The sequence below is a fragment of the Cellulomonas taurus genome (genome assembly GCF_012931845.1).
GTDB classification, from domain to species: domain Bacteria; phylum Actinomycetota; class Actinomycetes; order Actinomycetales; family Cellulomonadaceae; genus Cellulomonas; species Cellulomonas taurus.
Map to the genome: position 1 here is coordinate 2148272 of NZ_CP051884.1, position 17442 is coordinate 2165713.

Consider the following 17442-nt stretch of genomic DNA (forward strand, 5'->3'; position numbering starts at 1 on the left):
CTAGTGGCAGGTCAGAAGCCGAATCGGTGCGCGACCGCGCGCAGCGACTCCGCCGACCGGCGCAGGCCCGCGAGCTCGTCGGCGCTCATCGGCACCTCGAGCCGCTCGCCCACACCCTCGCGCCCGACCACGCTGGGCACCGACAGGCACACGTCGTTGATGCCGTGGTAGCCCTGCAGCAGGGAGGACACCGGCAGGATCCGGTGCTCGTCCTTGAGGATCGCCTCGATGATCCGCGACCCGGCCAGCGCCACCGCGTAGTTGGTCGCGCCCTTGCCCTCGATGATCCGGTACGCCGACTCGACCACCTCGCGGGCGATGGAGTCGCGGACCTGGCCGGTGAGCGGCACGTGACCGTCCAGGCCGTTCCAGTCCAGGATCGGCACGCCACCGATGGTCGCGGACGACCACAGCGGCAGCTCGGTGTCCCCGTGCTCACCGGCGATGTAGGCGTGCACGTTCTGCACCGCCACCCCGGTGTGCTGGGCGATCAGGTAGCGCAGCCGGGAGGAGTCCAGCACGGTGCCCGAGCCGAACAGCTGGGTCGGCGGCAGGCCGGAGATCTGCAGCGCCGCGTAGGTGACGATGTCCACCGGGTTGGTGACCATCACGTAGATCGCGTTCGGGGCGACCTGGACCACCTCGGGCAGGATCTTCTTGACCAGGGAGATGGTCGCCTCGGCCAGGTCGATCCGGGACTGACCCGGCTTCTGCTTGGCACCGGCGGTCACCATCACCACGTCGGCGTCCGCGCAGACGTTGATGTCGTCCGAACCGACGACCTCCGCCATCGGCATGAACTGGATGCCGTGGCCCAGGTCGAGCGCCTCGGCCTCCACCTTGGCCTTGTTGATGTCGTAGAGCGCCACGGAGCGGGCAGCACCGCGCATCAGGGCGGCGTAGGCCATCGTGGAGCCCACCGCCCCGGCGCCGATCACCGCCAGCTTGGTCGTCCGGCGGGTGCCGGCGGTGGCGCTGGTCAGGCCGAGCTCGTCGCCGTCGTCAGTCTGCTGGCTCACAGGTCCTCCTCGCAGGGGTCGGCGCAGGTCAGGCACCTCCGCCCGGACACGAGGCTAGACGACCGCAGGCTATTCGGCCTTCGCCGTGTCGTCGCTGGTCAGTCGGCGCAGCGCCCCTTCGGCGACGGCTCGGTCCGAGGTGCGCCAGAACGGCGGCAGCGAGCGGGCCAGGAACTCGCCATAGCGGGCGGTGGCCAGGCGCGGGTCGAGCACCGCCACCACGCCGCGGTCACCGGTCGACCGGATCAGCCGACCGGCGCCCTGGGCCAGCAACAACGCCGCATGGGTGGCGGCCACCGACATGAAGCCGTTGCCACCGGAGGCCGCCACCGCCTCCGACCGGGCCGACTTCACCGGGTCGTCCGGCCGGGGGAAGGGGATGCGGTCGATGATGACCAGGCTGTTCGACCGGCCGGGCACATCCACGCCCTGCCACAGCGACAGGGTGCCGAACAGGCAGGTCGGCTCGTCCTGCGCGAACTGCCGCACCAGGGTCGGCAGCTGGTCGTCGCCCTGGACCAGGATCGGCACGTCGAGCCGTTCCCGCATCGCCTCGGCGGCCGCCAACGCTGCCCGGCGGGAGGAGAACAGCCCCAGGGTGCGACCACCGGCGGCGGTGACCAGGGCCTCGATCTCGTCCAGCTGCGCGTCGGTGGCCGGTTCGCGCCCGGGCGGCGGGAGTCGTCGGGCGATGTAGAGGATGCCCTGCTTCGGGTAGTCGAACGGGCTGCCGACGTCGATCCCGTGCCAGGGCAGCTTCGCGGGAGCCTGGCTGGGTGCCTGCTGATCCGCCGCCGACTCCCGACCCTCCGGCACCGAGTCCGCCAGCACGGCCGCGGAGGCGGTCGCGGTGGCGGCAGCGCCCTCGGTGGCCCCGGCGAGTCCGACCGCGCGCGCCGTGGCGTCGAACTGCCCGCCCAGGCTGAGCGTGGCGGAGGTGAAGATCGAGGCGCGTCCGGCGAGCAGGTTGGTGCGGATCAGGCCGTTCACCGCCAGCGGTGCCGCGTACAGCCGGGTGGCGCCGTCGCCCCGTGGCCCGTCCTGCCGGGAGCACCACATCACGGTGTAGCGCTGGTCCTCCGGGTCGGCCGCCATCCGCTCGGCGACCTCGAACAGGGCCAGCACCGCGGAGCTGGCGAGCTTCAGGCCGGTGTCCTCCTGCTCGCCCTTCTGCGGCTTCAGGTCGCTGAGCAGGCCGCGGGCGGCGTCCCGGACCATCGCCACCGCCTGTCGCGCACCCTCCGGCAGTCCGGCGGTGAACCGGCCCTCGGGCAGACCGATCAGCACGGTGCCCAGGACGGTCGCGGCCTGGTCCAGCTCGGTGGTGACGACGCCGCCGTGGCGCCGCGCGCTGCGGGCCGCCTGCTCGACGGTCCCCACGGACAGTTCGGCGGTGGCCTGGGCGGTCACCCGGTCGGAGAGCTCGTGCGCCTCGTCGACGATCAGCACCTGGTGCTCGGGCAGCACATTCGGCGAACCGCCAGCCGCGATCCCGAGCATCGCGTGATTCGTCACCACCACGTCGGCGGCACGGGACACCGCACGTGCCTTGTCCGGGAAGCACTCCTCCAGCAGCGGGCACTTCTGGCCCAGGCACTCCAGCGCCGTCACCGACACCTGCCGCCACGCCCGGTCGCTCACCCCGGGCACCAGGTCGTCGCGGTCACCGGTGTCGGTCTCCTGCGCCCAGTCCCGCAGCCGCATCACCTGGGCACCGAGGGACTCCCTGCCGTCGTCCCCCTCGGCCGGGTGCTCCGCGGGTTCGGGCGCGTCGGCCACCGCGAACAGGGTGCCCTGGTCGTCATCGGGGTAGCCACCGGCGATCTTGTGCACGCAGACGTAGTTGTGCCAGCCCTTGAGCAGGGCGATCTTCGGCGGACGGGGCAGCCGCGGGCCCAGGGTGTCGGCCACCAGCGGCAGGTCACGGGTCATCACCTGGCGTTGCAGCGCGAGGGTCGCCGTGGAGACCACGACCCGCTCCTCCGCCGTCACCGCGTGCCGCACCGCCGGGACCAGGTAGCCCAACGACTTCCCGGTGCCGGTGCCGGCCTGCACCATCAGGTGCTCGCCGGACTCCACCGCCTCGGCGACCTCGCGGGCCATCGTGCGCTGGCCGTCCCGGGGCGCGCCGCCGAGCTTCGCCACCGCCAGGTCGAGCAGGGCATCGACGTCGGGGGTGGGATCGGGCACCGAGACAGGGTAGGCGACCGGAGGGGGTGCCCGGGCCCACCGATCCTCCGGTGCGGCCCGGGCGTGCGGACTCAGGCCGAGCGGACGTCCACCGCCGCGAGCTCCGCCGCCAGGCCGGCGTCGACCCGGCCCCGGAGCACGGTGCCGTCGGCGATGTGCTCCTCGGCGTCGATGTCGCCGTGCTCGTGTGCCCGGTGCACCAGGTCGCCCCGGTCGTAGGGCACCACGACGTCGATGGTCACGCCGGGACGGGGCAGCTGGTCGGCGATCAGTGCCTGCAGTTCCTCGATGCCCTCACCGGTGTGCGCGGAGACGACGATCGCCCCGTGCTCCCGCGAGCGCAGCCGGGCGACGGTCTCCGGTTCGGCCAGGTCCACCTTGTTCAGCACGATGATCTCCGGCACGTCCATCGCGCCCGGGATGGTGCCGAACACCTCGCGCACGGCGGCGATCTGGCCCTCCGGGTCCGGGTGCGAGGCATCCACGACGTGCAGCACCAGATCCGAGTCGGCGACCTCCTCCAGCGTGGAGCGGAACGCCTCGACCAGCTGGTGCGGCAGGTTCCGGACGAAGCCCACCGTGTCAGCCAGGGTGAACACCCGGCCGTCGGCGGCCCGTGCCCGGCGCACCGTCGGGTCCAGGGTGGCGAACAGCGCGTTCTCCACCAGCACCCCGGCGTCGGTCAGCCGGTTCAGCAGGGAGGACTTCCCGGCGTTGGTGTACCCGGCGATCGCCACGGACGGGATCGCGTTCTTGCGCCGACTGGTGCGCTTGGTCTGCCGGGCCGGCTCCATCGCCGCGATCTCCCGCCGCAGCTTGGCCATCCGGTTGCGGATCCGGCGCCGGTCCAGCTCGATCTTGGTCTCACCGGGTCCACGCGAGCCCATGCCGGCACCGGCCCCGCCGACCTGACCACCCGCCTGCCGGGACATCGACTCGCCCCAGCCGCGCAGTCGCGGGAGCAGGTACTCCAGCTGCGCGAGCTCGACCTGTGCTTTGCCCTCCCGCGACTTGGCGTGCTGGGCGAAGATGTCCAGGATCAGCGCGGTCCGGTCGACCACCTTCACCCGGACCACGTCCTCCAGCGCACGACGCTGGGACGGGGCCAGATCACCGTCGACCACCACCGTGTCCGCACCGGAGGCGGCGACCAGCTCGGCCAGCTCGGCCGCCTTGCCGGAGCCGAGGTAGGTGCTCGGGTCCGGGTTCTGCCGCCGCTGGATCAGCCCGTCCAGCACCTCGGAGCCGGCGGTCTCGGCCAGCGCCGCCAGCTCGCGCAGCGACACCTCCGCGCCCTCCAGCGTGCCCTGGGTCCAGAGCCCGACCAGCACCACCTTCTCCAGGCGGAGCTGCCGGTACTCGACCTCGGTCACGTCCTCCAGCTCGGTGGACAGTCCGGCGACCCGGCGCAGCGAGGTGCGCTCGGCCAGGTCCAGCTGGTCGCCGTCGTGACGGGTGTGCACCGTGGCACCCTCGTGCACCGCGGTCCCGGCCCGTGCGAGCACCCGGGCGACCACGTCGTCCGCGACCCGCTGGGCGTCCCGCGCCTCCTGCTGGGGGTCCTGTGCGGTCGTCGTCTCGTCCATGTGGTCGCGTTCGGTCACGGGGGTCCTCTCGGGGGTGCGGTGCTGGGTCCGTGCGTGGACGTCGGGGGCCTGGCGACCCGGCGGCGTCCGGTGCTGATGCCAGACTGACACGGGGCGGGGACGGGGCGCGACTGGATTCGCGCACGGCGCAGCACCCGGGATCCCGCGCACTAGGGTCGAGGGGTGTCCGACCACTACTTCACCGCCGAGCCCGCCTCCCCCGACCAGCGCCGCAGCCGCACCGTCCGGCTGCGCGGCGACGAGGTCGCGGTGGAGACGGCCGGCGGCGTGTTCTCCCCCGACCACGTGGACACCGGCACCGAGGTGCTGCTGCGCAGCGTGCCCGAACCGCCGGTCGAGGGCGACCTGCTCGACCTCGGCTGCGGCTGGGGTCCGATCACCCTGAGCCTGGCCGCCGCCAGCCCGTTGGCCACGGTGTGGGCGGTGGACGTGAACGAGCGCGCCCTCGACCTGACCCGGCGCAATGCCGAGGCGGCAGGCGCGGCCCGGGTGCATGCGGTGCGGCCCGAGGACGTCCCGGAGGACGTGCGCTTCGCCGCGATCTGGTCGAATCCGCCGATCCGGGTCGGCAAGGAGGCGCTGCACGCGATGCTCCGCCTGTGGCTGCACCGGCTGCTGCCCGGTGGCGAGGCGCACCTGGTGGTGGCCAAGCACCTGGGATCGGACTCGTTGCAGCGCTGGCTGGACACCGAGCTCGGGGCGGAGTTCGGCGCCGACCGGGCCGCCACGTCCAAGGGCTTCCGGGTGCTGCGGGTGACCCGCGCGGGCTGAGCGCCGGGTGCCGACGCCCGGCGCGGCTCAGCCCAGGGTGCTGACGGCCGCGCGAGCCTGCGCCAGGCTCGGGACACCGGCCAGGCGGGCCAGCGGGGCACCCTGCGGGTCCAGCACCACGACCAACGGCGTGGCGGTGACCGCGAACCGCTCGGCCAGCTCGGCGTGATCGGCGACATCGACCTCGACGTGCGCCACGCCCTCGCTGGTGTCGACCACCCGGTCCAGCACCCGACGGGCGGCCCGGCACGGGGCGCAGAAGCCGGTGGAGAACTGCAGGAACGTCAGGCGGTCGCCGAGCGGGGCACCGAGGTCGGCGGCGGTCAGCGGTGCGGCGGGCATGTCAGCTCCAACCCGGGGCGGTGACAGGGTGTTCCCGGCCCGACCCGGGCGGAACGTGTCGGCTCAGACCGCGGCCAGGGCGTCGAGGTCCACGTACAGCTCGGCGACCAGCACCGCGGGTCCGGCGAGCTCCACCCGGCCGCCGGGAAGCGCGGTGACGCGCACCGTGCCGCCGGGCACGTCCACCAACCACACCGCGGGCGATCCGTCCCCCGCCCAGGTGCGGACCGCGAGCGCCGCTGCGCAGGCCCCGGTGCCGCAGGACCGGGTCTCGCCCACCCCGCGTTCGTGCACCCGCATCCGGAGCCGACCGACCGGCGTCCCGTCCTGGTCCACCGTCTCCCCCAGCGGCACCACCAGTTCGACGTTCGTGCCGTGCGGCGGCACCGGTCGCACATCGGGCGCGGCCGTCAGGTCGGCGGCGGCGAGCTCGGCCTCGTCGGCCAGCGCCAGCACGGTATGCGGGTTGCCCAGGTCGACGCTCAGCGCCGGGCGGGGCACGGCGAGCCCGGCCACCGTCACCTCGGCGTCGGCACCGACAGCGGCCGCCTGCTGACCGGCGGGCAGGTGCCACTCCCCCATGTCGACCGCGTACCAGTCGGCCGCCGGCGATCCGGTCGGCGGCTCGACCCGACGCACCCGGCGCACCCCAGCACGGGTGCCGAGCACCAGGTCACCGGCGGCCGGGTCCCACATGCCCAGCGACCGGGCGTAGTCGGCCACCACCCGCACCCCGTTGCCGCACATCTCCGCGATCGATCCGTCGCCGTTGCGGTAGTCCATGAACCAGACCGCCCCCGGCTCGGTGCGCAGCAGCGCGGCCCCCTCGGGCAGCTCGGCGGAGGCGGTCAAGCGGATCACGCCGTCCGCACCGATCCCGGCGCGGCGGTCGGCGAGCGAGCGCACCAGCGCGGTGTCCAGCGGCGGGGTGGTCCGGCCGTCCAGCAACACGAAGTCGTTCTGCGTGCCGTGACCCTTGGTGACGTGCAACGGGGCGGTCATGACCCCAGACTACGGCGCGGCGCCGGGTCCGCCGTGGCCGGTCCGAGGGTGCCCGCGTCGGCGGCGGCCACCAGCGCCAGGGCCCGGTCCACCAGCGCGGGGTCCCGGGCGTCCAGCCAGTGCACCCGGGGGTCACGACCGAACCACCCCATCTGCTTGCGGGCCAGCCGCCGGGTGCCCGCGACGATCTGCTCCCGGGCCTCGTCCAGGGTGATCTCCCCGCGCAGTGCGGCCAGCACCTCCGCGTAGCCCACGGCGCGGGCGGCGGTGCGGCCGATCCCGCCCCGGGCCAGCAGCTCGCGGACCTCCTCGACGAGTCCGTCCTGCCACATCCGGTCCACCCGCAACTCGATCCGGCGGTCCAGTTCCCCGCGGTCGCAGTCCAGGCCGATCTGGACGGCCGGTCGGTGGTAGTCGTGGCCGGGGAGGTTGGCGGAGTACGGCTGCCCGGTCAGCGCGATGACCTCCAGCGCCCGGACGATCCGCCGGGTGTTGCGGGGACCGATCGACGCGGCGGCGACCGGGTCCGCGGCGTGCAGCTCGGTGTACAGCGCGCGGGTGCCGTCGCGTTCGGCGCGTTCCTCCAGGGCCGCCCGGACCTGCGGATCGGTGCCCGGGAAGTCGATCTGGTCCAGCAGCGCCCGCAGATAGAGCCCGGACCCCCCGACCACGACGGCGCGGTGACCCCGCTGCTCGATCGCCGTCACGTCGGCGCGTGCGGCCGCCTGGTAGGTCGCGACCGTGGCGTCCTCGGCGGGGTCGAGCACGTCCAGCTGGTGGTGTGGGATACCCCGCCGCTCGGCGGCCGGGAGCTTCGCGGTGCCGATGTCCATCCCGCGGTAGAACTGCAACGCGTCCGCGTTGACGATCTCACCGTCGAGGCGCTCGGCGAGGTCGAGGGCCAGGTCGGACTTGCCGGTGGCGGTGGGGCCGACGACGGCGACGATCACGCTCATGCCGGGACCTCCCACCGGGCGACGGCGTGCTGCGCGCCACCGGGTGTGCCGGACCAGAGCAGCTCGGCCCGGGCGTCCGGCAGCGAGGCGTCGCCGGCCAGCAGCGACAGCAGGGCACGCCACGGTCGGGCGCCGGTGATCGCCAGCCGGTCGGACGCGGGCAGGTGCAGCTCCCCGAACACCTCGGCCAATGCCCGGGGCCCGGCCGCGAACGCGGTGAGCAGGGCGACGTCGGCGGCGATCGCGGCAGGGTCGTCAGGCAGGGGGGCGTCGGGTCCGTGCCGGGCGGACAACGACCCGACCACCACGATCAGCTGCGGATCGCTCGGCAGGACCGGTGACCCCGCCCGCTCGTCCGGGTCGGTGGCCGTGGGGGCGACCTCGACCACGGTGGTGCCGCGGTCCGGGTCGTGGCCCGCCGCCCGCAGCACCGCGAGCGCGGCGGCGGCACCGACCCCGGGGACCGCTCCACCGGTGCCGCTCCCCTCCGGCGACCGGAGCAGCCGCGACCCGTCGATCCCGGCCGCAGCCAGCCCGTCGCCGAACGGTCCGGTCAGCACCCGGGACGACCGCCCGGGCGCGATCAGCAGCACCCGGGCACGCCGCGGCACCGACCGCAGCACCCGCAGCGCGGCGTCCCGCGCCTCGGCCAAGGGGTCGGCCAGCGCCCCACCGGCCCCGGGGACCAGCAGGGCGGAGTCGGGCAGCAGCAGGACGGTGGGCACGTGCGAACGCTACCGAGTCAGCTCACGATCTCCCGCGCCAGCTCCTCCGCCCGGGCGGTCTGACCGGAGTCGCGCAGCACCCGCACCAGCAGGCTGGCGACCTCACCCCACGGCTCCCGCTGCCGGACGTGGCCGAAGCCCTCCAGCGCGGACTCCAGGTTCCACACCGCGTCCTCGACCTGGCCCAGCTGGTCGTACAGCCGTCCGGCCAGCCAGAAGGCGTGCGCGGCATCGGCCACCGCACCCAGACCGCCGTAGGCCTCGGCCGCCGACTGGGCGGTGCCGGCGGCGAGCGACAGCTGCTCGGGTGCGTCGGCACCGGCATCGGCCAGCAGCCGGGCGGCGGCGTCCTCCAGGTCGGCGGCGGCGCGGCGCCGGGTGGCTCGATCCCGGGCCGCCAGCTTCTCCTCCGGGGTGGTGGCTGCCTGCGACCCGTCGACCGTGGCGGCGGCGTCATCGAGGGCGCGCAGCGCTGCCAGGCAGCGGTCGATCTCCCCGAGGGCGTCCTCGGCGGTGCCGAGCTGGGCGGCGGTGGGCGCCCAGGCGACCAGCACCTGCACCAGCAGCTCGGGCGCGAGCCCACCGGCGCGCAGCCGCGGCACGGCGGAGCGGTACCCGGCGTCCGCCCCCTCCTGGTCGTCGAAGAGCTGCGCGATCCGGGCGCACTCGGCGTAGGCGAAGCCCGCGTCCACCAGTCGACCGTCGGTGTCCGCGGCACCGGCGGCGGCGATCCAGGCGACGGCCGCGCGCTGCGGCTCCCCGGCCTGCAGCAGCCGGTCGGCCCAGGCGCCGGTGTCCTCGTCCGGCCGCTGGGCCAGCGGGTCACCCGCCGCCGGGTCAGCACCGGCACCGACGGTGGGCAATGTGGGCACAGTGGGCACCGTGGGCGACCCGTCCGGGGCCGGTGCCGCACTGAAGCCGCGGGGCAGCACCTCCAGGTCGAGGGCGACCGACGCCGCTTCGGTGGACCATGCCTGGCGCACCAGGTCGCTCTGGTGGTCGGTGCCGTTGCGGGCGTCGAAAGCGGCAGCCAGCCGCTCGGCCTTCGCCCGCAGCCAGTCGTCCAGGGCCGCGACGGTGGGCCGGTCACCGAGCTCGCTCACCGCGGTGATCCGCAGCGCGCGGTCGGCGTGCTCGGCGCGCAGCACGTGGGTGGCGGCGCCGACCAGCCGGGCGAAGGACAGTTCGTCGTAGGGGGTGTCGGCCTTGACCAGCAGGTGCTGCTCGGCCTCCAGCGCCCGGATCGCCCGCTCGGGCTGACCCCCGCGCGCCAGCAGCCGGATCCGCTGCCCGCGCGCCGAGGCCATGTCGCCCTGAGTGCCCGCGAGCTCGGCCACCGCCTGGCGGTGCGCCCGCACGGCATCCTGCGGGCGGCCCAGGTCCAGGTAGGCGTCGGCGAGGTCGGCGAGCATGTCGGCGGGCTCGGAGGCGCACCGGGGCCGCTCCGGCAGCGTCTCCTCGATCAGCCGCACCCCCTCCTCCAGTCGACCGGCGGAGATCAGGTACGCGGCCCGGTCACCCGGGTCGCAGGCCTCGCACTGGGAGAAGTCGTCCCGCGGGGTGGCCACCCACCGGGCGAACAGGTCCTCGGTCTCCGGGGCGCCGCGCCGGTTCGACCAGGAGAAGCGCTCCAGCGCCACCGCGTCCATGCCGTTCCCGGCCAGCGCGTAGCGGCGCTCCATGTCGTCCAGGGTGCGCTCGATCTGCTCGGCCGGGACGTTCGGGAAGTCGGCGAGACCCGAGACCATCCACTTGAACGCCCAGAACAGCGAGTGCTGGTCGTCGGTGTCGAACATCTCCGGTCGCTGGTCCCACCAGCGCAACAGCTGGGCGAAGGGCACGTAGCCGCGCTCCGGCTCACCACCCCACTGGTACGCGTCGATCAGGGTGAACAGCGCGAAGGCCTTCGCCTCGTCCGGACCCTCCGCCTCGACGAGCTTGACCTGCTCCTCGGCCGCCTGGGTGTGCGCGAGGCCGTAGGGCATCTGGCGCACCCGGCTGATCTCGAGGTTCGCCTGGTCGAGCGTGCGGGTCATCGGTGGTCCTTCTCGGGGTCGTCGGTGCGGGGAGGGAGGGTGCCGGCCAGACCGGCGCGGAGCAGGGCCGCCATCGAACCGGTCATCAGCTCGGACTCGCGGGCGCGCAGCGGCTCACCGGCCAGCAGTAGGGCGGAGACGTACAGCGAGCGCAGCCCGGCCTCGAAGACCTCCCCCGGCGGCGCGGCCAGCAGGTCGCGCACCAGCGGGGCGGCGTCGTTGAGCACCAGCTGGCGGGCGGCCACCGGCTGCGCGAAACCGGAGAGCACGTCGCCCCACAGGTCGTCGGCCTCCGCCTGGGTGCGCCGCAGCGCACGCTGGTGGTCGCCGTCCCGGTCGTGCAGCAGGACCGCGGGCAGCTCGGCGGGTTCGAAGGTGCGCAGCACCAGTTCGCAGTCCTGGTCGGCCAGCACGGTGTTCCCGGCGGCCACCGCGTCCAGGGTGGCGAGTTCGCGCTCGGGGGTCACGGGGCTGAGCACCTGGGCGATGTCGCCGGTGGCCAGCGGGCGCACCGTGCCGGGCCGGCGCTGGGCCAGGCGTGCCAGCAGATCGGCGTCGTAGACGTATCCGGCGTTGACCACCGCCATGCCCTGGGCTCGGGCGACCGGGGCGATCCGCTTGTACTCCTCCAGGGTCGCGGCGTAGACCACCGCCCCGTGCTGCTCGGCCACCTCGTCCAGGGTGAGCTGTCCGTCGGTGGTCTCGTAGGGCAGGATCCGGGCGGCCAGGTCCAGCATGGTGTCGTCGGTGAGCGCCAGGGAACGCACGGCGAGGTGGTGGGTCCGGACGAACTGGGCCGCCTGACCCGAATCCGATTCCAGGGTGGTCAGCAGCCAGCTCCGGATCGACGCGGCCAGCGCCTCCTGCGTCGCCAGCAACACCTCGTCGGAGTAGAGCTGCTCGCGCGAGGCGGTGGGCCGCAGGCCGGAGGCGTCGATCACGCACCGGACGAAGAACGCCCACTCCGGCAGCAGGCCCTCGACCCGGGTGCCCAGCAGCATCCGCTTGAGATAGACCCGGTGCGCCCCGGAACCGCCCGGCGGCACCGCGGTGGGCAGCACGTAGGCGACGCCACTGACCCCGGCCAGCGGCACGTCCAGGTCGATGGCGGCCAGCGGGGTGAAGCCGAGCGCCCGCTCGCAGTACCGGGTGAGGGCGGCGGCGCGGCGACCAGCGTCGGGGTACTCGACCTGCCAGGGCAGCGCGGGCTCGGAGATCCGGCGCCACACCCGGGCGGCCGTCCCGTCCTCCAGGGGCACCTCCACCGCCAGGTCGACCGGCAGCAGCGAGCCGAACTCCTCGGCCAGGGCCACGACGGTGCCGACCTCGAGCCAGTGCTCGGCGTCCCGGCGCGGGCGCAGCAGCACGGTGGAACCGGCCGGCACGTCGGCGTCGGCGGGCAGTTCGGTCAGCTCGTAGGACCCGTCGGCGTGCCCGATCCACCGCACGGCGGGGGCCTGCGGGTCGCGCGCGGACCGGGAGGTGAGCTCGATCCGGTCCGCGACCATGAAGGCCGACAGCAGTCCGATGCCGAACTGCCCCAGGTACTCCTGGCGGGCCAGCCCGAGGTCGGCGTCCCGCTTGGACGAGCGGCCGACGGTGGCGAGCAGTTCCTCGGCCTCGGCGGCGGTCAGCCCCACGCCGGAGTCGGTGACCGCCAGCGCACCGTCCGGCAGCGGGCGGATCCGCACCGTGGCCGGGGCATCGGGGTCCAGGCGGCGGCGCGCGGTGATCGCGTCCACCCCGTTCTGCATCAGTTCGCGCAGGTACACCCGCTCGCCGGAGTACAGGTGCCGGGCCAGCAGGTCGACCACCCCGTGCAGGTCGACCTGGAACGCCTTGCTCTCGCTCATCGGTTCCTTCCGTGCAGGCGACGGGGCCGTGACGCCAGTGTCGTCACGGCCCCGTCGTCGTCCGCGTCACTCGGCGTCGTACTCGGCCTTCGCCACCGCGGCCTCGGCCGGGTATGCCTCGTCCAGCTGCTCGAAGAACTGCAGCGTGGTCATGATGCCGCAGGCCAGGTGCTGGTCGAGCTGCTCGTCGGTGAGCCCGGCCTCGTAGTCGACGGTGTGCTCGCCGTAGACGCCGAGCACCTCGTCCTCGACCCGGACGTAGACCTTCGGCCACAGCTTGGTGGCGTTCCACTCGTTGACCGCCTCGGTCACCGCGGCGAGCTGGTCGACGCCGACCTTGCGGTTCCAGCGGCCACGGGTCTGCAGGTACTCCCCGTTCTGGCCGAGCTGGAAGAAGAAGAACAGGTGCCCGTCCCAGTAACCACCGATGTCGCCGTCGTCGTCGACGCCGTAGTTCATCTCACGGCTGTCCAACACCGCCTTCATCCGGTCCTTGGTCAGCGGGGCCAGCGCACCCGCGGGGGTGGCGTCCGGCTTGGTGAAGAAGCCCATGATGATCCTCGATGGTCGTGCGGTCAGGGTCTGGCGCGACAAGACACTACCGAATCGGACGTTTCCCTCCAGGTCAGGGGGTCACCCGGCCACCCGAGCCACGGATGACCTGCCCGGGTAGTGTGAGCCCATGGGTCTCTTCCGGAACCGCCGGCGGCCGACCACATCGGGCGACGCACGGGGTGGGATGCTCGACGCCGCCCTGCTGGACGGCCGTCCGACGCCGCTGGCCACCGAGCGGATCATCGCCTGGCTGAAGGACAACGACTTCCACTACTTCACCGATGACGACGGCGACATCGGCGGCCTATGGAAGGGTCGGCTGTTCTTCTTCTTCCTGCTCGGCGAGAAGCAGGAGATCCTGCAGATCCGCGGCCAGTGGCACCGGGACATCGCCCTCGAGCGCCTGCACGAGGTGCTCGACGTGTGCGAGGAGTGGAACGCCGAGCGGATCTGGCCCAAGGCCTACGCCCGGGTGCGGGACAACGGCATGGTGAACGTGGTGGCCGAGACGTCCACCGACCTGGAGCACGGTGTTACTCAGGAGCAACTCGATCAGCTCCTCTCGTGCGGCCTGAGCAGCGCGAACAGCTTCTTCGACAGCATCGACCAGCTGTACCCCGACCCCGCGGCGGTGGCCCCGTGACCGGCCCGGGCTGGCTGTCCCGGGTGCTCGGCGCGCAGCAGACCCCGACCCGCCCCGCGCAGGCCCGACCGACCACGCTCACCCAGGACCGGGTCGCCGCCGCGCTCAGCGCGCACGACTACCACTTCCGGGTGGACGACGACGGCGACCTGACGGGGGTGTGGAACCAGAACCGGTTCTGGTTCTTCCTGCTCGGCGACGAGCAGGAGGTGTTGCAGGTCCGGGGTCGCTGGCACCGGCAGCTGCCGGTCGAGGCCCGCCGCTCGGCGTCGCTGGCGCTCAACGACTGGAACCGGGACCGGATCTGGCCCAAGCTCTACCTGCGCGAGGAGCAGGGCCAGCTGGCGTTGTACTCCGAGGTCTCCACCGACCTGGAACGCGGGGTGACCGCTGAGCAGCTGGACCAGCTGATCTCCTGCGGACTGGGCACCGGGGTGCAGGCGTTCGAGGCACTGGACGGGTTGCTGCCCCCGGTCGGCTGAGCGGGCCGTCCCGCCCGGCGGCTACTTGAGCGTCGGCAGTCCGAGCAGCACCGGACCCGCCGGGGCGCCGGTGCCGCAGGCGTCGCCCGCCTCGCCGTGGCTGTGCTCGTCGCCGCGCGCCCAGGCGTCCCCGGCCCGGGTGCGCCGGACCGCGAAGCCGCCACCGGTCAGCCCGGAGTCGGCGACCAGGAAGTGCGGCGCGGCCCGGGTGACCTCCACGGTCACCAGGTCCCCCGGCCGCGGACGGTCGGCCTCGGCCAGCTCGCTCGGCAGCGCGACGTGCACCAGCCGGTTGTCGGCGGCACGGCCGGACAGGCGGTGCGTGGCGCCGTCCTTGCGTCCCTCGCCCTCGGCCATCAGCACCTCGACGGTGCGGCCGACCTGCGCCTGCATCTCCTCCAGCGCGATCCGGTCCTGCAGGGCGGTGAGCCGCTCGTAGCGCTCCTGCACCACGGCCTTCGGCAGCTGGTCCGGCAGGTCCGCCGCGGGGGTGCCGGGCCGGATCGAGTACTGGAAGGTGAAGGCGGAGGAGAACCGGCTCTCCTCGACCACCCGCAGGGTCTCGGCGAAGTCCTCCTCGGTCTCCCCCGGGAAGCCCACGATGATGTCGGTGGTGATCGCCGCCTCCGGCATCGCCGCCCGGACCCGCTCCAGGATGCCGAGGAACTTGGCCGAGCGGTAAGAGCGGCGCATCGCCCGCAGGATCCGGTCCGAACCGGACTGCAACGGCATGTGCAGGCTGGGCATCACGGTGGGGGTCTCGGCCATCGCCGCGATCACGTCGTCGGTGAAGGAGGCCGGGTGCGGGGAGGTGAACCGCAGCCGCTCCAGCCCGGGGGTGGCACCGGCGGCCCGCAGCAGCTTGGCGAACGCTCCCCGGTCACCGAACTCGACGCCGTAGGAGTTCACGTTCTGCCCGAGCAGGGTCACCTCGATCGCGCCCTGGTCGACCAGCGCCTGCACCTCGGCGAGCACGTCGCCGGGCCGCCGGTCGCGCTCCTTGCCCCGCAGGTGCGGCACGATGCAGAAGGTGCAGGTGTTGTTGCAGCCCACGCTGATGGACACCCAGCCCGCGTAGGCCGACTCGCGCTTGGTCGGCAGCGTGGAGGGGAACACCTGCAACGACTCGGCGATCTCCACCGCGGCGTCCTGGTTGTGCCGGGCGCGGTCCAGCAGCACCGGCAGCACGTCGAGGTTGTGGGTGCCGAAGACCACGTCCACCCACGGGGCGCGCTCGACGATGCCGGTCCGGTCCTTCTGCGCGAGGCAGCCACCGACGGCGATCTGCATCCCGGGCCGGTGACGCTTGATCCCGGCGAGCCGTCCCAGGTTGCCGTACAGCCGGTCGGCGGCGTTCTCCCGCACCGCGCAGGTGTTGATGACGATGACGTCGGCCTCCTCGGCGGCAGCGGCCTCCGGGCTCGCGGCCACATAGCCCGCCTGCTCCAGCAGTCCGGCCATGTGCTCGGAGTCGTGGACGTTCATCTGGCAGCCGAGGGTCTTGACCAGGTACGTGCGGGTCGCCTGGTCGGCAGCGGGGGGCGTCATCGTGCTCATCGCGGACCAGGGTACGTCCAGCTGTTACCTGCCTGTGACCGCACCGAATGGCGCAGGTCACACTCCCCCCCTACCGTCACGGAATGGCTCAGACCGACACAGCGCCGCTGGTGGTGCTCGAGGGGGTGCAGAAGCACTTCGGCGATCTGCACGTGCTGCGCGACATCAACCTGACCGTGCGCACGGGCGAGGTCGTCGTGGTGATCGGCCCCTCCGGCAGCGGCAAATCCACCCTCTGCCGCACGATCAACCGGCTGGAGACCATCGACGAGGGCACGATCAGCGTCGCCGGGACCCCGCTGCCCGCCGAGGGCAAACAACTGGCCCGACTGCGCGCCGACGTCGGGATGGTGTTCCAGTCCTTCAATCTCTTCGCGCACAAGACGGTGCTGGAGAACGTCACCCTCGGACCGATCAAGTCCAAGCGGCAGACCAAGGCCGAGGCGAAGCGATCGGCCCAGGAACTGCTGGAACGGGTCGGCGTCGCCAATCAGGCGGGCAAGCTCCCCGCCCAGCTGTCCGGCGGTCAGCAGCAACGGGTGGCCATCGCCCGCGCCCTGGCGATGAAGCCCCAGGTGATGCTGTTCGACGAGCCGACCTCCGCCCTCGACCCGGAGATGATCAACGAGGTCCTGGACGTGATGACCGACCTCGCCAAGGACGGCATGACGATGATCGTCGTCACCCACGAGATGGGCTTCGCCCGCCGCGCCGCACACCGGGTGGTGTTCATGGACGGCGGCCAGATCGTCGAGGAGGGCACCCCCGACGAGTTCTTCACCGCACCGCGCACCGACCGCGCCAAGGACTTCCTGTCGAAGATCCTCACGCACTGACGTCAACCGGAAGGAAACACGCCATGCACCGCATCGCTCGCACCGGAGCGGCCGTCGCCGCCCTGGGCCTGACCCTCGCCGCCTGCTCGTCCGGGGGCTCCGACTCCGGATCCACCGACGGCGGATCGAACAGCTCCGACAAGCTCACGGTCGGGATCAAGTTCGATCAGCCGGGACTCGGCCTGCAGCAGGGTGGGGACTACACCGGCTTCGACGTCGACGTGGCGCGGTACATCGCCGAGCAGCTGGGCTACTCCGAGGACCAGATCGAGTTCCGGGAGGCCCCCTCGGCGCAGCGGGAGAACCTGCTGTCGAACGGGCAGGTCGACATGATCGTCGCCACCTACTCGATCACCGACGAGCGCAAGCAGACCGTCGACTTCGCCGGGCCGTACTTCGTCGCCGGGCAGGACCTGCTGGTCGCCGAGGACTCGGACATCACCGGCCCCGAGGACCTGGACGGGCAGCTGCTCTGTTCGGTCACCGGCTCCACCCCCGCGCAGCGGATCAAGGACGACTACGCCGGTGACGTCCAGCTGCAGGAGTTCGACGGCTACTCCGAGTGCGTCGAGGCCCTGGCCGCCGGGACGATCGACGCGGTGACCACCGACGACATCATCCTGGCCGGATTCGCCGCGCAGGACGCCTACGCCGGGAAGCTCAAGGTGGTCGGCAACCCGTTCTCCGAGGAGAACTACGGCGTCGGCCTGCCCAAGGACTCCGACATGTGCCAGGACGTCACCGACGCGATCACCGCGATGATCGACGACGGCACCTGGGAGAAGCTGCTGGACGAGAACCTCGGCGACGCGAACTACACCCCGAACGCCGACCTCAACCCGCCGACGCCCGAGTCGTGCAGCTGACC

Annotated in this window: 16 protein-coding genes; 5 read left to right on the plus strand and 11 right to left on the minus strand. The window is 73.1% G+C overall.

The genetic code is table 11. The features are described from left to right. Positions 1-11 precede the first annotated feature (11 nt). From HGK68_RS09975 to hflX, 3 genes are all read right to left on the minus strand, one after another. Complete coding sequence (locus tag HGK68_RS09975; RefSeq protein WP_246260266.1) at positions 12-1019, minus strand: L-lactate dehydrogenase; 1008 nt, start codon at positions 1017-1019, stop codon at positions 12-14. Positions 1020-1088: 69 nt separating this feature from the next. Then, complete coding sequence (locus HGK68_RS09980) at positions 1089-3209, minus strand: ATP-dependent DNA helicase (protein ID WP_246260268.1); 2121 nt, start codon at positions 3207-3209, stop codon at positions 1089-1091. Positions 3210-3280: 71 nt separating this feature from the next. After that, positions 3281-4795: a GTPase HflX gene (gene hflX, locus HGK68_RS09985; protein WP_169167054.1), complete on the minus strand. Its 1515-nt coding sequence runs from the start codon at positions 4793-4795 to the stop codon at positions 3281-3283. A gap of 183 nt (positions 4796-4978) precedes the next feature. Between hflX and HGK68_RS09990 the strand changes: the two genes are divergently transcribed. After that, positions 4979-5587 carry a class I SAM-dependent methyltransferase gene (locus HGK68_RS09990; RefSeq protein WP_169165830.1) on the plus strand — a complete coding sequence of 203 codons (609 nt, stop codon included), beginning with the start codon at positions 4979-4981 and terminating at the stop codon, positions 5585-5587. A 27-nt stretch (positions 5588-5614) separates the two neighbouring features. On the opposite strand, the gene HGK68_RS09995 is transcribed toward HGK68_RS09990, so the two are convergent. The 7 genes from HGK68_RS09995 to HGK68_RS10025 all read right to left on the minus strand — a co-directional run bounded on the left by HGK68_RS09995 (position 5615) and on the right by HGK68_RS10025 (position 13053). Continuing rightward, positions 5615-5929, minus strand: coding sequence for a TlpA family protein disulfide reductase (locus tag HGK68_RS09995; RefSeq protein WP_169165831.1), 315 nt, complete (start codon positions 5927-5929; stop codon positions 5615-5617). A gap of 63 nt (positions 5930-5992) precedes the next feature. After that, the gene (gene dapF, locus HGK68_RS10000; protein ID WP_169165832.1) at positions 5993-6931 is read right to left on the minus strand and encodes a diaminopimelate epimerase; all 939 of its coding nucleotides are present in this window, start codon (positions 6929-6931) and stop codon (positions 5993-5995) included. Then, complete coding sequence (gene miaA, locus HGK68_RS10005) at positions 6928-7887, minus strand: tRNA (adenosine(37)-N6)-dimethylallyltransferase MiaA (RefSeq protein ID WP_169165833.1); 960 nt, start codon at positions 7885-7887, stop codon at positions 6928-6930. Before miaA ends, dapF begins: the two co-directional genes overlap by 4 nt. Continuing rightward, on the minus strand, positions 7884-8612 hold the full coding sequence (locus HGK68_RS10010; RefSeq protein WP_169165834.1) for a class III extradiol ring-cleavage dioxygenase family protein: 729 nt from the start codon (positions 8610-8612) through the stop codon (positions 7884-7886). Before HGK68_RS10010 ends, miaA begins: the two co-directional genes overlap by 4 nt. A gap of 17 nt (positions 8613-8629) precedes the next feature. Further along, positions 8630-10648 carry a hypothetical protein gene (locus HGK68_RS10015; protein WP_169165835.1) on the minus strand — a complete coding sequence of 673 codons (2019 nt, stop codon included), beginning with the start codon at positions 10646-10648 and terminating at the stop codon, positions 8630-8632. After that, positions 10645-12501: an HSP90 family protein gene (locus HGK68_RS10020; RefSeq protein ID WP_169165836.1), complete on the minus strand. Its 1857-nt coding sequence runs from the start codon at positions 12499-12501 to the stop codon at positions 10645-10647. Before HGK68_RS10020 ends, HGK68_RS10015 begins: the two co-directional genes overlap by 4 nt. 66 nt (positions 12502-12567) lie before the next feature. After that, positions 12568-13053, minus strand: a complete 486-nt coding sequence (locus HGK68_RS10025) for a type III secretion system chaperone family protein (protein WP_169165837.1) — start codon at positions 13051-13053, stop codon at positions 12568-12570. Between the two features lie 130 nt (positions 13054-13183). On the opposite strand from HGK68_RS10025, the gene HGK68_RS10030 reads away from it, so the two are divergent. Together HGK68_RS10030 and HGK68_RS10035 are read left to right on the plus strand one after the other, a co-directional pair. Beyond that, positions 13184-13699 carry a type III secretion system chaperone family protein gene (locus HGK68_RS10030; protein ID WP_169165838.1) on the plus strand — a complete coding sequence of 172 codons (516 nt, stop codon included), beginning with the start codon at positions 13184-13186 and terminating at the stop codon, positions 13697-13699. Continuing rightward, the gene (locus HGK68_RS10035) at positions 13696-14181 is read left to right on the plus strand and encodes a YbjN domain-containing protein (RefSeq protein WP_169165839.1); all 486 of its coding nucleotides are present in this window, start codon (positions 13696-13698) and stop codon (positions 14179-14181) included. The genes HGK68_RS10030 and HGK68_RS10035 overlap by 4 nt, the downstream gene beginning before the upstream one ends. A 21-nt stretch (positions 14182-14202) precedes the next feature. Here the strand turns inward: HGK68_RS10035 and miaB are convergent, their stop codons facing one another. Beyond that, a complete protein-coding gene (miaB, locus tag HGK68_RS10040; RefSeq protein WP_169165840.1) occupies positions 14203-15738 on the minus strand; it encodes a tRNA (N6-isopentenyl adenosine(37)-C2)-methylthiotransferase MiaB in 1536 nt (511 codons plus the stop codon). Positions 15739-15821: 83 nt separating this feature from the next. Between miaB and HGK68_RS10045 the strand changes: the two genes are divergently transcribed. Both HGK68_RS10045 and HGK68_RS10050 read left to right on the plus strand, forming a co-directional pair. Next, complete coding sequence (locus HGK68_RS10045) at positions 15822-16574, plus strand: amino acid ABC transporter ATP-binding protein (RefSeq protein ID WP_169165841.1); 753 nt, start codon at positions 15822-15824, stop codon at positions 16572-16574. 23 nt (positions 16575-16597) lie between these two features. Then, complete coding sequence (locus HGK68_RS10050) at positions 16598-17440, plus strand: glutamate ABC transporter substrate-binding protein (protein WP_169165842.1); 843 nt, start codon at positions 16598-16600, stop codon at positions 17438-17440. The last annotated feature ends 2 nt before the right edge of the window (positions 17441-17442 follow it).

Coding starts and splice junctions, on each gene's coding strand:
- miaA (WP_169165833.1), bottom strand. CDS start 7,887: ATGAGCGTGATCGTCGCCGTCGTCGGCCCCACCGCCACCGGCAAGTCC.
- HGK68_RS10050 (WP_169165842.1), top strand. CDS start 16,598: ATGCACCGCATCGCTCGCACCGGAGCGGCCGTCGCCGCCCTGGGCCTG.
- HGK68_RS10020 (WP_169165836.1), bottom strand. CDS start 12,501: ATGAGCGAGAGCAAGGCGTTCCAGGTCGACCTGCACGGGGTGGTCGAC.
- HGK68_RS10045 (WP_169165841.1), top strand. CDS start 15,822: ATGGCTCAGACCGACACAGCGCCGCTGGTGGTGCTCGAGGGGGTGCAG.
- HGK68_RS10015 (WP_169165835.1), bottom strand. CDS start 10,648: ATGACCCGCACGCTCGACCAGGCGAACCTCGAGATCAGCCGGGTGCGC.
- HGK68_RS10030 (WP_169165838.1), top strand. CDS start 13,184: ATGGGTCTCTTCCGGAACCGCCGGCGGCCGACCACATCGGGCGACGCA.
- hflX (WP_169167054.1), bottom strand. CDS start 4,795: ATGGACGAGACGACGACCGCACAGGACCCCCAGCAGGAGGCGCGGGAC.
- HGK68_RS10025 (WP_169165837.1), bottom strand. CDS start 13,053: ATGGGCTTCTTCACCAAGCCGGACGCCACCCCCGCGGGTGCGCTGGCC.
- miaB (WP_169165840.1), bottom strand. CDS start 15,738: ATGAGCACGATGACGCCCCCCGCTGCCGACCAGGCGACCCGCACGTAC.
- dapF (WP_169165832.1), bottom strand. CDS start 6,931: ATGACCGCCCCGTTGCACGTCACCAAGGGTCACGGCACGCAGAACGAC.
- HGK68_RS09995 (WP_169165831.1), bottom strand. CDS start 5,929: ATGCCCGCCGCACCGCTGACCGCCGCCGACCTCGGTGCCCCGCTCGGC.